Consider the following 13,250-nt stretch of genomic DNA (forward strand, 5'->3'; position numbering starts at 1 on the left):
TGGTTCTAGAAGGCCACCCGGTCGGCGTCGGGCTGCGCCGCGGCGACCTCGGCGGCCTTCTGCGCGATGGCCAGCTCCTCGTTGGTGGGGATGACCAGGACGCGCACCGCCGAATCGTCGGCGGAGATCAGGCGCGGGCCGTCGTTGGGCAGCCGGTTGCGCTCCTCGTCGATCTTGATGCCGTACATCTCGAGGTCGGCGAGCGCGTCACGGCGCACGAAACGGTCGTTCTCGCCCACGCCGGCGGTGAAGATGATGGTGTCCACGCGGCCGAGGGCGATCATGTAAGCGCCGATGAAGTGGCGTAGCTTGTGGATGTAGATCGAGTACGCGAGCCAGGCGTCCTGGTTCTCCTCCTCGATCATCTGGCGCAGCTCACGGAAGTCGTTGACTCCGGCGATGCCCTTGACGCCCGAGCGCTTGTTGAGCAGGTTGTCGATCTCGTCGATCGACATGTTCGCCGTGCGCGCCAGGTGGAAGATGATGCCCGGGTCGATGTCGCCGGAGCGGGTGCCCATCGCCAGACCCGCCAGCGGGGTCATGCCCATAGTGGTGTCGATCGGCTCGCCGGCGTGCACCGCGCTTGCCGACGCACCGTTGCCCAGGTGCAGGGTGATCTGGTTGAGCGAGGCGAGCGGCCGGTCCAGGAACTCCGCGGCGGCCTGGGAGACGAACTCGTGGGAGGTGCCGTGGAAGCCGTAGCGGCGGATCTGGTTCTCCGCGGCGACCTCACTGTTGATCGCGTAGAGGGCGGCCGCGGGCGGCAGCCCGGCGAAGAAGGCGGTGTCGAAGATCGCGACGTGCGGGATGTCCGGCAGCAGCTCGCGGGCGACGACGATGCCGTCGATGTTGGCCGGGTTGTGCAGGGGCGCCAACGGAATCTGGTCGCGGATCATCTCGACGACCTGGTCGCTGATGAGCTGGGGTGCGGAGAAGACCATGCCGCCGTGGACGACGCGGTGGCCGACGGCGATGATGTCGAGGGAGGTCGGGCCGACGCCGAGGCGGTCAAGGGCACGCATCGACAGCTTGAGGCCGTCGGTGTGGTCGGCGATGGGCTGCTGGGAGACGTGCTTCTCACCGGCGTGGGTGATGGTCAGGCGGCCGTTGGTCTCCCCGATCTGTTCGACGAGGCCGGAGACCAGCGGATCCTCGCTGGCCCTGGCGGCCGGGTCGACGATCTGGAATTTGATGGACGACGAACCTGAGTTGATGACGAGAACGTAGCTCATTAGCGGGAACCTCCGGCCTGGATAGCGGTGATGGCGATGGTGTTGACGATGTCCGGGACGGTCGCGCCGCGGGACAGGTCGTTGACCGGCTTCTTCAGCCCCTGCAGGATGGGGCCGACCGCGAGCGCGCCGGCGGTGCGCTGGACGGCCTTGTAGCCGATGTTGCCCGCGTCCAGATCCGGGAAGATCATGACGGTGGCCTGACCCGCGACCGGGGAGTCCGGCATCTTCTTCCGGGCCACGGAGGGCTCCATGGCGGCGTCGAACTGCAGCGGGCCGTCGATGGCCAGCTCCGGGGCGATCTCCTTCGCGCGCTGGGTGGCGGCGATGACCTTCTCGACGTCCGGGCCGGCGCCGGAACCGCCGGTGGAGTAGGACAGCAGCGCCACCTTCGGGTCGACGCCGAACTGGGCGGCCGTGCGGGCGGAGACGACCGCGATCTCACCGAGCTGGTCGGCGGTCGGGTTCGGGTTGACCGCGGAGTCGCCGAAGGCGTAGCGCTTGCCCTGCATGATCATGAGGAAGATCGAGGAGACCACCGAGGCCTCCGGAACCGTCTTGATGATCTGCAGGGCCGGCTTGATGGTGTGCGCCGTGGTGTGGACGGCGCCGGAGACCATGCCGTCGGCCAGCCCCTTGTAGACCATCATCGTGGCGAAATAGGAGACGTCCTTCATGGTCTCGCGGGCCTGCTCGAGGGTGACGCCCTTGTGCTTGCGCAGCTCGGCGAAGATCCCGGCGAACTCCTCCAGCCACGGGCTCTCCAGGTGGTCGATGATCTGGGCGCGGGAGAGGTCCCAGCCGTTGGTCCGGGCACGCTCGAGGACGTCGCTGGCGTTGCCGAGGATGGTCACGTCCGCGATGCCCTGGGCGAGGACCTGGCTGGCGGCGTCGAGGATGCGGTCGTCATCTCCCTCGGGGAGGACGATGTGCGAGTTCGCGTTGCGGGCCCGCACGATCAGGCGGTGCTCGAACAGCGCCGGGCTGATGACGGCGGCGGTGTCGAGGGCGAGTTCCAGCGCCGGACCGACGGCCCCGCTCAGGCGCTCGGGGTCGCACGCCTCCGCGACGACGGCCCCGCAGCACTCGATGTCGGCGACCGCGAGCTGGACGTGATCGCCCGGCCGGTCGTAGACGACGATGACCGGGGCGCCGAGGGCCGCGGCGACATGCGAGTCGAAGGCGATGCTTCCGGTCCCGACGAAGAGGTGGCCGCTGAGTTCGGCGAACTCGTTGACCACGCGGTGGAGGTCCCGCTCATAATCGCTGAGATTCACGAGCTCAAGCTGGTTGCCGGCAGCGAGTCCAGCGACGTCAATTCCGTCAAAGTTACGGCCTATGACTGTGAGCAGGACAGAGCGGGAGTCGGTCACGATGAGCCTTCCTTGTAGATTGAGAACTTGTCCAAGCTGTTCAATGTGGCTTTCGCCACCCGTGGCACAGAACGTGACACCTCCAGTGCGTCCCGGAGGGTGTGACTGGCCCAGCATGCGCGTCAACCATCCTAGCCTCCACTGTGCCACTCTTCAGGGAACTTGGACCCTTTTTTGCGGGTATTGATGTTATCTATACTGTCCAGAGCTGCATATAATCGCGCCCTGGATATGTCGTAGGCTAAGCGGCACAAGTAGGCTCGTAGCCCGAGCCATTTAGTAGACAACTCAGTACATTAGGACTGGACCACTCAGTTCGAAAGGATCATTCATGACCGCCCCACTGCGCGTTGCCATCATTGGTGCCGGCCCCGCCGGCATCTACGCCTCCGACCTCCTGGTCAAGTCCGACACGGACGTCGCCATCGACCTCTTCGAGAAGATGCCGACCCCGTTCGGCCTCATCCGTTACGGCGTCGCACCGGACCATCCGCGCATCAAGGGCATCGTCCAGTCGCTTCACCGCGTCATGGAGCAGGAGCAGATCCGCTTCATCGGCAACGTCGAGATCGGCCGTGACATCTCCGTCAAGGAGCTGCAGGAGTACTACGACGCCATCATCTTCTCCACCGGCGCCACCGCCGACCGCGCCCTCAACATCCCGGGCGCGGACCTCGAGGGCGTCTACGGCGCCGGCCAGTTCGTCGGTTTCTACGACGGCAACCCGGACTTCTCCCGCGACTGGGACCTCAATGCGGAGAAGGTCGCCGTCATCGGCGTCGGCAACGTCGCCCTCGACATCGCCCGCATCCTGGCTAAGACCGCCGACGAGCTGCTGAGCACCGAAATCCCGGACAACGTCTACGAGAACCTCAAGAAGTCCGACGTCAAGGAGGTTCACGTCTTCGGCCGCCGCGGCCCGGCCCAGGCCAAGTTCACGCCGCTGGAGCTCAAGGAACTCGACCACTCCGACACCATCGAGGTCGTCGTCGACCCGGAGGACATCGACTACGACCAGGCCTCCGAGGTCGCGCGACGGGAGTCCAAGTCCGTCGACCTCGTCGCCCAGACCCTCGAGGGTTACGCCATGCGCGAGCCGAAGGGCGCCCCGCACACCCTCCAGATCCACTTCTTCGAGAGCCCGGTCGAGATCAAGGGCGAAAACGGCAAGGTCACGGCCCTGGTCACCGAGCGCACCGAGCTCGACGGTCACGGCAGCGTCACCGGCACCGGCCAGTACACCACCTGGGAGGTCGACCAGGTCTACAGCGCAGTCGGCTACCGCCCGGACGGCGTCCTGGGCGCCCCCTTCGACGACGACCGCTCCATCATCCCGAACGACGGCGCCCGCGTCCTGACCGGACCGGAGGGCGAGATCGTTCAGGGCCTGTATACCACCGGCTGGATCAAGCGTGGCCCGGTCGGCCTGATCGGCAACACCAAGTCCGACGCCAAGGAGACCACCAGCGCCCTGCTCGATGATTTCAAGGCCGACAAGCTCAGGATGACCGAGCACCGCGACCCCGAGAAGATCACCCAGCTGCTCCAGGATCGCGGCATCGCGACGACCACCTGGGAAGGCTGGCACCGCCTCGACGCCGTCGAGCGCGAGCAGGGCGAGGCCGAGGGCCGCGAGCGCAAGAAGATCGTCGAGTGGGAGGACATGGTCCGCGCCGCCGAGCCGGAGTACAACATCTAAGCTTGCCGACGCATCACCCCAGGCCCGGACACGTTTTCCCGCGATGTCCGGGCCCTCTTGTATGTTGAGGGACAGAACATACTTTCGAGCCGGGGGGCATCGATGTCGACCACACTGATCCAGGCCCAAGAGACCATCCGCCGAATCGCACACTCCGCCGACGACACGCTCGTGACGGAACTGACTGCAACCTTCGGGTCATTCGAACAGCAACGCGCCCACGGACTCGCCCTGCTCGGGGAGTTAGACGCCCGCGACATGGCTCCGGCCCAGGGATCGCCCGATGTGTCGGCGTGGTTGGCGACCTTCTTCGGGCAGTCCGAACGGGCCGCCGCCGACTACCGGACCGTCGCCCGCCGGCTCCGGGAGGCGCCGCGTTTCCTCGAGCACTACCTCACCGGAAACCTCAGCTACTCCAACGTCCGGCTCGCCCTGCGTTACCTCACCGAGGAAAACCACGACACAGTGCTAGACCTGGCGCTGAACCTGACACACGCCCAGCTCCGGCGCGAATTAAGCGGGCTGCCCGACAACGATGACCCGCCCCGGCCCGCCGAGCGCTTCACCTACAGCATTGACCAGGAAACGGGGTGGCTGCGCTTCTCCGGGCAGCTCAACCCGGAGCACGGCGCGGCTTTCCTCGCCGCGCTGAAGATAGGCGAGCTCGCGGGACTTCGGGCGCTCAAGGACACCGACGTCCCCGCCGACCTCTCCCCCGCCGAACTTCTCGGCCACCTCGACGAGAAGCTCGCGGCGGAGGCGGTTGACGACACGCCGGCCACCTCGGAGCGCCCGCTGAGCACAGACGACGTCCTGACCCCGCCTGCGGAGGAGCATCTCTCCGCCGCCACCGCCGCGGCCGCCGACCATGACGTCCCGGAGGACCAGCGCGGCGGCTGGGAGGATGACGGCGGTCCCCCCGTGGATCATTCCCCGGGCAGGAGAATGGTGCCCGCCGGCCGCCTGGGCACGCGCTTCGGCTCCCCCAGAGCACGAACCCGGCTCATGGGGCTGATGTCCCTGGCCCACATCGCCCGCAGCACCCCCACCTCGCTCGTCCGGGCCCCGGGGGCGGAGGTGCACCTGATCATCGGCCCCGACGGGCTGCCCCGGATCCCCGAGCACCTGGGCGAGGAGGCCAGCAGGTTCCTGGACACCATTCTCAACGGCATGCTGCAGATCCACTTCCAGGACCCCGCCGGCGCCATCATCGCCTCCTGCCGTCGCAGCCGGGTGCTCCCCAAGAAGGTCGAGGAGGCTCTGCTCACGCAGTGGGGCCACCAGTGCGCCGGGCCGGGCTGCCCGAACACCAGGTTCCTGGAGTTCCACCACATCCACCGTTACGCGCAGGGCGGGCCGACGGACACCGTGAACCTGGTCCTGTTGTGCAGCGGATGTCACGCGCTGGTCACCGAGGGGACGGTCACGGTGCACATCGACGAACACGACCCCGCCAGAATCCATTTCCGCTACCCCGGCGGCCGATCCTTCACCTCCACCAGACGCGGCGCACCCCGGCGCAACCCGGACGCGGACCGGTACTTCGAGGGCCCGGTGCCGAAGGGCGACGAGGCGCTGCTCCAGCGGTGGGACCTGGACAACCTGTCCTTCGCGGATCTGGCCTAGCCGAACACGCACACGTGTGCGTGGGCCATCCGGACCCCGGGCAATTACCCACTCGTGCCCGCGGAAACTATGATGTCCGCATGCCCGACTACATCTCAACCAGCCGACTCATCGATCTGTCGGCACGCGAGGTCCACGAGCTCTACAAGCTGCGCGTGGACATCTTTGTCGCCGAACAGACGACCCCCTACGCAGAGATCGACGACATCGACGCCGAGTCGACCACTTGGCACCTCCTGGCCCGCAAGGACGGCTCCCTCATCGGCACCGCCCGCGTCTTCCCCCGCGGGGACGACTGCGTCATCGGCCGCTTCGCGGTCGCTCCCGACCACCGCGGGTCCGGGGTCGCCCGTCAGCTGTTCGAGGAGGCCCTGAAGGTCGCCGCCGAGCGCGCCCCGGGCAGGGACGTCGTCCTCGAGGCCCAGGCGCCGCTCGTCGACTACTACGCCGGCTTCGGGTTTGAAGCTGAGGGCGAGCCCTACGACGACACCGGAGTGCCCCACCAGCTCATGCGCCTGAAGCGCAGCTAAACCTCAGCGCTCGGCGTCGAGGCGCGCCACCAGCGCCTGGGTGCTGCCGACGGCGCTGCGCAGGTGCGTGGCGGCCTGGTCGGCCGAGAGTCCGGAGGGGTAGAAGCCCGCCACCTCGGTCACGACGGTGACCGAGCCGTCCTCCTCGAGTGTCCGGTGGCAGGTCGGCCAGGGACGGCTCCGGTGCCAGGTCTCGATGAGGTCGTCGATCTGTTCCGGGGAGAACCCGCGGGCGTCGACGAGACCGGTGACCACCAGGACGTCTCCTGCGATGGACACGATGAAGTCGGCGTCCTCGAAGAGGACGGCGAGGGCGTCGCCGGGAGCGTCGACATGGCTCCAGCCCTCCTCGGCGAGGACGCGACGGATAAGGTCGTAGCTCAGGTCGACGACGTGGTCATTCACAGTTCCTCCACTCCCCGGAAGGCCTCACGAATCTTGGCGACGGACATGGACAGCATGTCATCGAGCTGACGGTCGGCGACCCCGGTCTCCCAGTCTGCGCTGACCTGGGCGGACACGGTCAGGGAGCCGTCGTCGTTGATGCCGTAGACGAGCTTCGGCCAGTAGTTGCCCGCGTGCCAGTCACGGATGAAGCCGCGCAGGCCCTCGAGCTTGTCGACGGGCAGAGTGCCCGGCCACGTCGAGCTGACTGTGGCGACCTCTCCGGCGACGCCGACCCAGTAGACGCGATCCTCCCACCGGATGCCCGTGTCGCCTGACTCGGCGGTCAGATACTCGACCTGCCGGGCGGCCAGGACCTTCCGGACGCGGGAGACAGTCAGCGGCGGCGTCTCCCGCTCGTCGCGGGGCTGAATCGGCTGCATGTCCTACACCTTCTGACGGGAGGTCTCGATACTGATCTTGGCGGCCGCCTCGGCGGCTCGCTGACGGGCGGTTTCGACGCTCTCGCCGGTCGCCAGGGCCAGGCCCATACGGCGGCCGTCGTAGGAGGTGGACTTGCCGAAGAGCCGCACATCCGCCTCCGTGACGGCCAGGGCGTCGGCAAGCCCGGTGTAGCTCACGCTGCGGGACTGGTCGTCGGCGTGCAGCACGACGGCGGCGCCCGGAGTGGTGAGCGTGACGTCGATGGGCAGGCCGAGAACGGCGCGGACGTGCAGGTCGAACTCGGAGAAGCGCTGAGTTGCTAACGTGAGCATGCCGGCGTCGGCCGGGCGGGGGCTGACGGAGGAGAAGTAGACCTCGTCGCCGGCGACGAAGAGTTCGACGCCGTAGACGCCGCGGCCGCCGAGCTCGTTGGTGATGCGGGCGGCCACGGAACGGGCGTTGTCCATGGCGCGCTCGCTCATCTCCATCGGCTGCCAGCACTCCACCAGGTCGCCGCCGGAGTGGCGGGTTCCGATCGGCTCGCAGAACCAGGTCGCCAGCTCACCGGTCTCCGGGTCGATGGAGCGCACGGCGAGGATCGTGACCTCGTAGTCGAAGTCGACGAAGCGCTCGACGACGACCTGGCCGGAGGAACGGGTACCCGGGGAGGAGCGCAGGGCCTGCTGCCACGCGTCGTCGATGTCCTCGGGGCCGCGGACCAGGGTGTGACCGCGTCCCGAGGTGGAGACCTCCGGCTTGACGATGCAGGGATAGCCCAGCTTCTCGAAGGCGGCCTCGTACTCCTCCCGGGTGCTGGCGAAGCAGTACGCGGTCGTCGGCAGGCCCAGCTCGTCGTGGGCGATGGTGCGGATGGACTCCTTGCCGACGGAGAGGTCACAGGCGCGCGCCGTCGGAACGACGGTGACCCGCTTCGACTCCGCGACTTCCGCGAGGGCGTCGGTGGCGACGGTCTCGATCTCCGGGACGACGAAGTCCGGGCGCACGCGCTGAACGAGGGAACGTACCTGGCCGGGATCGGTGGCGTCCGCGACATGCGCGAACTGCGCGACCTGGTGTGCCGGCGCATTCGGGAACTTGTCGACGGCATGCACCTCCAGACCCAGCTTCTGGAACGAGATCGTCAGCTCCTTGCCGATCTCCCCGCCGCCGAGCAGCAGCACCTTGGTGGCGTTGCCCGTGGTGGGGCTGCCCAGCCTCTGCACCGGTCGTTGATCCACCGTCACAAGCTCCCCTTCTTCACTGATCTAGGTTGATCTAGTCGGCCATGACGTCGTGGCGGACGATGGTCTGGTCGCGGCCCGGTCCGACGCCGATGTAGGACATGCGGGCGCCGGAGAGCTCCTCCAGGCGCAGGACGTAGTCCCGGGCCTTCTCCGGCAGCTCCTCGAAGGTGGTGCAGCCGGTGATGTCCTCGTCCCAGGCGGGCATGGTCTCGTAGATCGGCTCGGCATGGTGGAACTGCGACTGGGTCAGCGGCATCTCGTCGAAGCGCTCGCCGTCGACCTCGTAGGCCACGCAGATCGGGATCTCCCCGATGCCGGTGAGCACGTCCAGCTTGGTGAGGAAGTAGTCGGTGACGCCGTTGACGCGCGCGGCGTAGCGGGCGATGACCGAGTCGTACCAGCCGGTGCGACGGACACGGCCGGTGTTCACGCCGACCTCACCGCCGGTGACCTGCAGGAACTCCCCCCACTTGTCGAAGAGCTCGGTCGGGAACGGGCCGGCGCCGACGCGGGTGGTGTAGGCCTTGATGATGCCCAGCACGTGGGTGACGCGGGTCGGGCCGATGCCGGCGCCGACGCAGGCGCCGCCCGAGGTCGGGTTGGAGGACGTGACGAAGGGGTAGGTGCCGTGGTCGACGTCGAGCATGGTGGCCTGGCCGCCCTCCATGAGGACGTGCTTGCCCTCGTCGAGGGCCTTGTTCAGGACGTACTCGGAGTCGATGACCATCGGCTCGAGGCGCTCCCGGTAACCCAGGAAGTACTGCACGATTTCCTCGGCGTCGATGGCCTTGCGGTTGTACATCTTGACCAGCATCTGGTTCTTGACGTCGAGCGCGGACTGCACCTTCTGCCGCAGAATGGACTCGTCGAAAATGTCCTGCACACGGATGCCCACGCGGCCGACCTTGTCGGAGTAGGCCGGGCCGATGCCACGGCCGGTGGTGCCGATGGCCCGCTTGCCCAGGAAGCGCTCCTGCACGCGGTCCATGGTCTGGTGGTACGGCGCCACCAGGTGCGCGTTGGCGGAAATGCGCAGACGGGAGGCATCGGCGCCGCGCGCCTCGAGCCCGTCCACCTCCTCGAACAGGGCCTGCAGGTTGATGACGACGCCGTTGCCGAGAATCGGCGTGGCGTTCTCACTCAGAACTCCGGCGGGAAGGAGCTTCAGCTCATACTTCTCTCCGCCTACGACAACGGTGTGGCCGGCGTTGTTGCCGCCGTTCGGCTTGACGACGTAGTCGACCAGACCGCCGAGAATGTCGGTGGCCTTGCCCTTTCCTTCGTCGCCCCACTGAGCACCCACGATCACGATTGCAGCCATATTTCTCGTCAGTCTTCCTAGAAAGGGGTTGGGACGATACGTGATACTACCTGGCCCGGCGTTAGACTCCATCTTCATGCGTCTGATCGTCGTGCGCTGCGGTGCCCCGGAAGTGGAGGTGCCCCAGCTGAGTGTGCTGCGGGAACTGGTCAACATTGATTCCCTGGAGGTGCTGGACCTTTCGGCGGTCCCGGCCCGCCAGGAACTGCGCCCCCTGGACGAGGCGGCCCTCGAGGAGCTGCCCGTCGATCCGACCCCCTCGCTGGACGAGATTTCCGCCCGGCCCGACGTCGGCCACCTCGGCGCCCCGGACTTCGCGCCGCAGCGGCCCGGGCGCGAGCTGCGCTTCGTCGTCGTCGGCTCCGACGCGGCGCTGTCGGCTGTCCTGACCCGGATGATGCGCGCCGACTACCTCTGGGCGACCGTCGGCTATGTCCCCCTCCACCCGGACTCGGCGGCCGCCACCAACTGGTCGCTGCCCGCCAACCGCGCGGCCGCCTTCCGGCTGGCCTGCGCCGGCACCGTCCGCCCCGCCCCGGTCATCCGCAACGACGCCAGCATCGTCGTCGCCGGTTCCGCCACGATCTCCGCCGTCGACGGCGGCACCCTCGACGCCGAGGTCATCGTCGACGACGCCACCCTCATTTACCCGGAGAAGGTCCGCAACACCCGGGCCCGCTTCTACGGCCAGTTCGGCGTGAAGCTGGTCCCCATGACCGACGCCCCGGGCATCGCCGCCGTCCGCTTGACGACGCCCCTCACCGTGGCAGAGGAGAACCGCGGCGGCCGCGGCCTGCGTGGCGCCATCGGTTCCCTGATGTCGCGTTCCCTGACTCCGGCGCAGGTCCAGGCGTGGTCGGAGACCCCCGGCCTGAGCTGGCTGGTCGACCGGGCCCCGCTGGAACCGGCGGGCATTGATCCGCGTTCGCTGCTCAGCGGCCGCGCCGTCCAGGCCGGCGGCGTCGATCTCCGGGTCACGATCGACGGCGTGCCGGGCCCGCGGCCAGTCAAGCGGGTCACCTTCTACCGCCATCTCCGCGACCTCCAGATCGTCCGGATCTAGGGCGGGCCGCACCGTCCAGGGGTGGGCGCACCGATCGCACTCCCCGCGTGAGCAGTCCGGAGAGGGTTCACTCCCTCGCCACCGTGGACTACCCTGAGAGGCATAGTCAGCGCAATACTGTTGCCGCACATCACCCTTCTTTGACCCATTGACGTGGCGGATTTCTCCCCCGCGAGGCGTCCGCCACGACCGACGCGACAAGAAGGAAGAACGATGGCCACCAACCGACAGATCCACGACCTTTTCGCAGCCACGGCCTACGACATCAACGGCGACCGGCTGGGCAAGGTCACGGAGGTCTACCTCAACGACGACACCAGCCAGCCCGACTTCGTGGAAATCCACCACGGGCGCTTCGGCCGGGGGACCTCGCTGGTCCCGCTTCACGGCCACACCCTCGACCACGACCACCTCACCCTGGCCTTCCCGAAGGCCCTCATCCGGAAAGCACCGGACTTCGAGTCCTACGCGCATCTCTCCCGCGGTGATCGGAAGCGCTTCCACGCCCACTACGGACTGGAGGACGGGGAGGACCTCCCTCCCCGCGAAGCGGACCCCGCCGAAGGCCCCCGGGCCCGGGGCGGCACTCCGGCGACCCACTCCGAGACGGAGGCCCGGCGAAATCTGGACGTCGCCACGGAGGTCAATCCGGGCCGCACTGGGGCCGCAGCCGAGCAGTGGGCCACCCGACCGACCACCGAGGACACGGGGCAGGGGACCCACTGGTACGTGATCGAGGGGGCGGAGGACATGTCCGAGCGCGACGAGGTACACGTCGTGGATCGCACCGACGAGGCGACCGAGCACCGCTGACCGACCACCTCGACCACCCCGACCCCGGCAAGGAGGGTCGGGGTGTCGGGCGTTTCCGACCGCCCGACGTCGCGTCCACGCCCACGAAGCAATTATATTCACGCTTCCGACAAGTCTTACCAAGGGAAAAATTTATCGTCCTGAGACCCGGTGCCCGCCCCTTCACGCTCGGCCGCTCGATGGTTTCCTGTCGATCTCTCAGAAATACAGCTAAATCTACGGAAGAAGAAGTCCGCCACAACCAGCGCCAACCAGCCCGGCCCACACCCCCAGGCGGCGAATAACGCGTTCCACCTGGCTTTTCCATCGCAAAACCCTACGACTTCCTGTCAGGCGAATTGATGCTGAGAATCGCTCAGACGAGGTAGAAATCCGTTGGCGGTTTCCCTAGCGTCGGTGTTGTTGGTCAGCACGACAAAACGCTGACCCACGGGAATCAAAGAAAAATCTCACCATCGACCACGCTTACGGAGGATCACCTTATGGCTACCAACCGACAGATTCGCGAGCTCCTCGACGCCACCGCTTATGACGTTGACGGCGACAAGCTGGGCAAGGTTAACGAGGTCTACATCAACGACAACTCTGGCCAGCCGGATTTCATCGAGGTCAACCACGGCCTGTTCGGCATGAGCTCCTCCCTGGTCCCGCTGCGCGGTCACTCCCTGGAGAACGACCACCTCACCCTGGCGTTCCCGAAGGACCGCATCAAGGACGCCCCGAACCTGGACGCGGACGCGCACCTTTCCCGTGAGGACCAGGACCGCCTGTACAACCACTACGGCCTCTCCAACACCGAGAACCGCACGACCTACCACCCGGACTACACCGACGACCGTCGTCGAGCCGGGTTCGGCGGCACCGATCCGGAACGCGAGGGCTGGCGCAACCAGGACGTGGCCACCGACGTCAACCCGGGCCGTGACCGCGATCTGGACCGAGATCGCGACCTGACCGGTGACCGTGACTGGGATCGTGACCGCACCCACGGCGTGGACGTCGACGCCGACGACAACGCCATCGTCCGCTCGGAGGAGCGACTGCACGTCGACAAGGAGCGCGTCAATACCGGTGAGGCACGACTGCGCAAGTACGTCGTCCACGACACCGAGACCGTCGAAGTCCCGGTCGAGCGCGAAGAGGTCCGGGTGGAGCGCACCCCGATCGACCGAGACGCCGCGGAGGGGCGCGTCGGCGAACTCGGCGAGGACGAGGCCTCCGTCACCCTGCACGAGGACCGCGTCACCGTGACCAAGGAGTCCGTCCCGGTGGAGAAGGTCGGCCTGGAGAAGACCACCGTCCGTGACACCGAGACCGTCACCGAGGATGTCGCCAAGGAGCGTGTCGACGTCGACGGCGTCGACAACGACAGCAACTTCACCGGCGACCGCACCCGCAACCCGCTGGACCGTGACCGTGACGGCAACCTGCCCGGCGACCGCACCCGCAACCCGCTGGACCGCGACAACGACGGCAACCTGGACCGCGACGACCTGCGTCGCTAAGCCAGCTCAGCGCACC

12 protein-coding genes are annotated in these 13,250 nt (G+C 67.4%); 6 read left to right on the forward strand and 6 right to left on the reverse strand.

Going from position 1 to position 13,250, the window contains the following annotated elements; all coding sequences use genetic code 11:
• Window positions 1–5: 5 nt before the first annotated feature.
• A complete protein-coding gene (locus CGUA_RS11900) occupies window positions 6–1,232 on the reverse strand; it encodes an acetate kinase (RefSeq protein WP_290195941.1) in 1,227 nt (408 codons plus the stop codon).
• Complete coding sequence (gene pta / locus CGUA_RS11905; protein WP_290195943.1) at window positions 1,232–2,605, reverse strand: phosphate acetyltransferase; 1,374 nt, start codon at window positions 2,603–2,605, stop codon at window positions 1,232–1,234. Before pta ends, CGUA_RS11900 begins: the two co-directional genes overlap by 1 nt.
• A gap of 331 nt (window positions 2,606–2,936) precedes the next feature.
• Between pta and CGUA_RS11910 the strand changes: the two genes are divergently transcribed.
• The 3 genes from CGUA_RS11910 to CGUA_RS11920 all read left to right on the forward strand — a co-directional run bounded on the left by CGUA_RS11910 (window position 2,937) and on the right by CGUA_RS11920 (window position 6,460).
• Window positions 2,937–4,304 (forward strand): FAD-dependent oxidoreductase, encoded by a 1,368-nt coding sequence (locus CGUA_RS11910; protein WP_290195945.1) that lies wholly within the window; start codon window positions 2,937–2,939, stop codon window positions 4,302–4,304.
• 102 nt (window positions 4,305–4,406) lie between these two features.
• Window positions 4,407–5,930, forward strand: coding sequence for an HNH endonuclease (locus CGUA_RS11915; RefSeq protein WP_290195947.1), 1,524 nt, complete (start codon window positions 4,407–4,409; stop codon window positions 5,928–5,930).
• An 80-nt stretch (window positions 5,931–6,010) separates the two neighbouring features.
• On the forward strand, window positions 6,011–6,460 hold the full coding sequence (locus CGUA_RS11920; RefSeq protein WP_290195949.1) for a GNAT family N-acetyltransferase: 450 nt from the start codon (window positions 6,011–6,013) through the stop codon (window positions 6,458–6,460).
• Between the two features lie 3 nt (window positions 6,461–6,463).
• On the opposite strand, the gene CGUA_RS11925 is transcribed toward CGUA_RS11920, so the two are convergent.
• Genes CGUA_RS11925 through CGUA_RS11940 form a run of 4 tightly spaced genes read right to left on the reverse strand, consistent with a single transcriptional unit; the run spans window position 6,464 to window position 9,853 of the window.
• On the reverse strand, window positions 6,464–6,865 hold the full coding sequence (locus tag CGUA_RS11925) for a type III secretion system chaperone family protein (RefSeq protein ID WP_290195952.1): 402 nt from the start codon (window positions 6,863–6,865) through the stop codon (window positions 6,464–6,466).
• Complete coding sequence (locus tag CGUA_RS11930) at window positions 6,862–7,287, reverse strand: YbjN domain-containing protein (RefSeq protein WP_290195954.1); 426 nt, start codon at window positions 7,285–7,287, stop codon at window positions 6,862–6,864. Before CGUA_RS11930 ends, CGUA_RS11925 begins: the two co-directional genes overlap by 4 nt.
• Before the next feature lie 3 nt (window positions 7,288–7,290).
• Complete coding sequence (purT, locus tag CGUA_RS11935; protein ID WP_374725049.1) at window positions 7,291–8,532, reverse strand: formate-dependent phosphoribosylglycinamide formyltransferase; 1,242 nt, start codon at window positions 8,530–8,532, stop codon at window positions 7,291–7,293.
• Between the two features lie 31 nt (window positions 8,533–8,563).
• Window positions 8,564–9,853 carry an adenylosuccinate synthase gene (locus CGUA_RS11940; protein WP_290195959.1) on the reverse strand — a complete coding sequence of 430 codons (1,290 nt, stop codon included), beginning with the start codon at window positions 9,851–9,853 and terminating at the stop codon, window positions 8,564–8,566.
• A 76-nt stretch (window positions 9,854–9,929) separates the two neighbouring features.
• Here CGUA_RS11940 and CGUA_RS11945 point away from each other — a divergent pair, with 76 nt between their 5' ends.
• From CGUA_RS11945 to CGUA_RS11955, 3 genes are all read left to right on the forward strand, one after another.
• Complete coding sequence (locus CGUA_RS11945; protein ID WP_290195961.1) at window positions 9,930–10,916, forward strand: hypothetical protein; 987 nt, start codon at window positions 9,930–9,932, stop codon at window positions 10,914–10,916.
• 213 nt (window positions 10,917–11,129) lie between these two features.
• Window positions 11,130–11,729 (forward strand): PRC-barrel domain-containing protein, encoded by a 600-nt coding sequence (locus tag CGUA_RS11950; protein ID WP_290195964.1) that lies wholly within the window; start codon window positions 11,130–11,132, stop codon window positions 11,727–11,729.
• A gap of 482 nt (window positions 11,730–12,211) precedes the next feature.
• Window positions 12,212–13,234, forward strand: a complete 1,023-nt coding sequence (locus tag CGUA_RS11955) for a PRC and DUF2382 domain-containing protein (protein WP_290195967.1) — start codon at window positions 12,212–12,214, stop codon at window positions 13,232–13,234.
• The last annotated feature ends 16 nt before the right edge of the window (window positions 13,235–13,250 follow it).

This window comes from Corynebacterium guangdongense, from assembly GCF_030408915.1.
GTDB classification, from domain to species: domain Bacteria; phylum Actinomycetota; class Actinomycetes; order Mycobacteriales; family Mycobacteriaceae; genus Corynebacterium; species Corynebacterium guangdongense.

Coding starts and splice junctions, on each gene's coding strand:
- CGUA_RS11900 (WP_290195941.1), bottom strand. CDS start 1,232: ATGAGCTACGTTCTCGTCATCAACTCAGGTTCGTCGTCCATCAAATTC.
- CGUA_RS11910 (WP_290195945.1), top strand. CDS start 2,937: ATGACCGCCCCACTGCGCGTTGCCATCATTGGTGCCGGCCCCGCCGGC.
- CGUA_RS11915 (WP_290195947.1), top strand. CDS start 4,407: ATGTCGACCACACTGATCCAGGCCCAAGAGACCATCCGCCGAATCGCA.
- CGUA_RS11920 (WP_290195949.1), top strand. CDS start 6,011: ATGCCCGACTACATCTCAACCAGCCGACTCATCGATCTGTCGGCACGC.
- CGUA_RS11930 (WP_290195954.1), bottom strand. CDS start 7,287: ATGCAGCCGATTCAGCCCCGCGACGAGCGGGAGACGCCGCCGCTGACT.
- CGUA_RS11940 (WP_290195959.1), bottom strand. CDS start 9,853: ATGGCTGCAATCGTGATCGTGGGTGCTCAGTGGGGCGACGAAGGAAAG.
- CGUA_RS11945 (WP_290195961.1), top strand. CDS start 9,930: ATGCGTCTGATCGTCGTGCGCTGCGGTGCCCCGGAAGTGGAGGTGCCC.
- CGUA_RS11950 (WP_290195964.1), top strand. CDS start 11,130: ATGGCCACCAACCGACAGATCCACGACCTTTTCGCAGCCACGGCCTAC.
- CGUA_RS11955 (WP_290195967.1), top strand. CDS start 12,212: ATGGCTACCAACCGACAGATTCGCGAGCTCCTCGACGCCACCGCTTAT.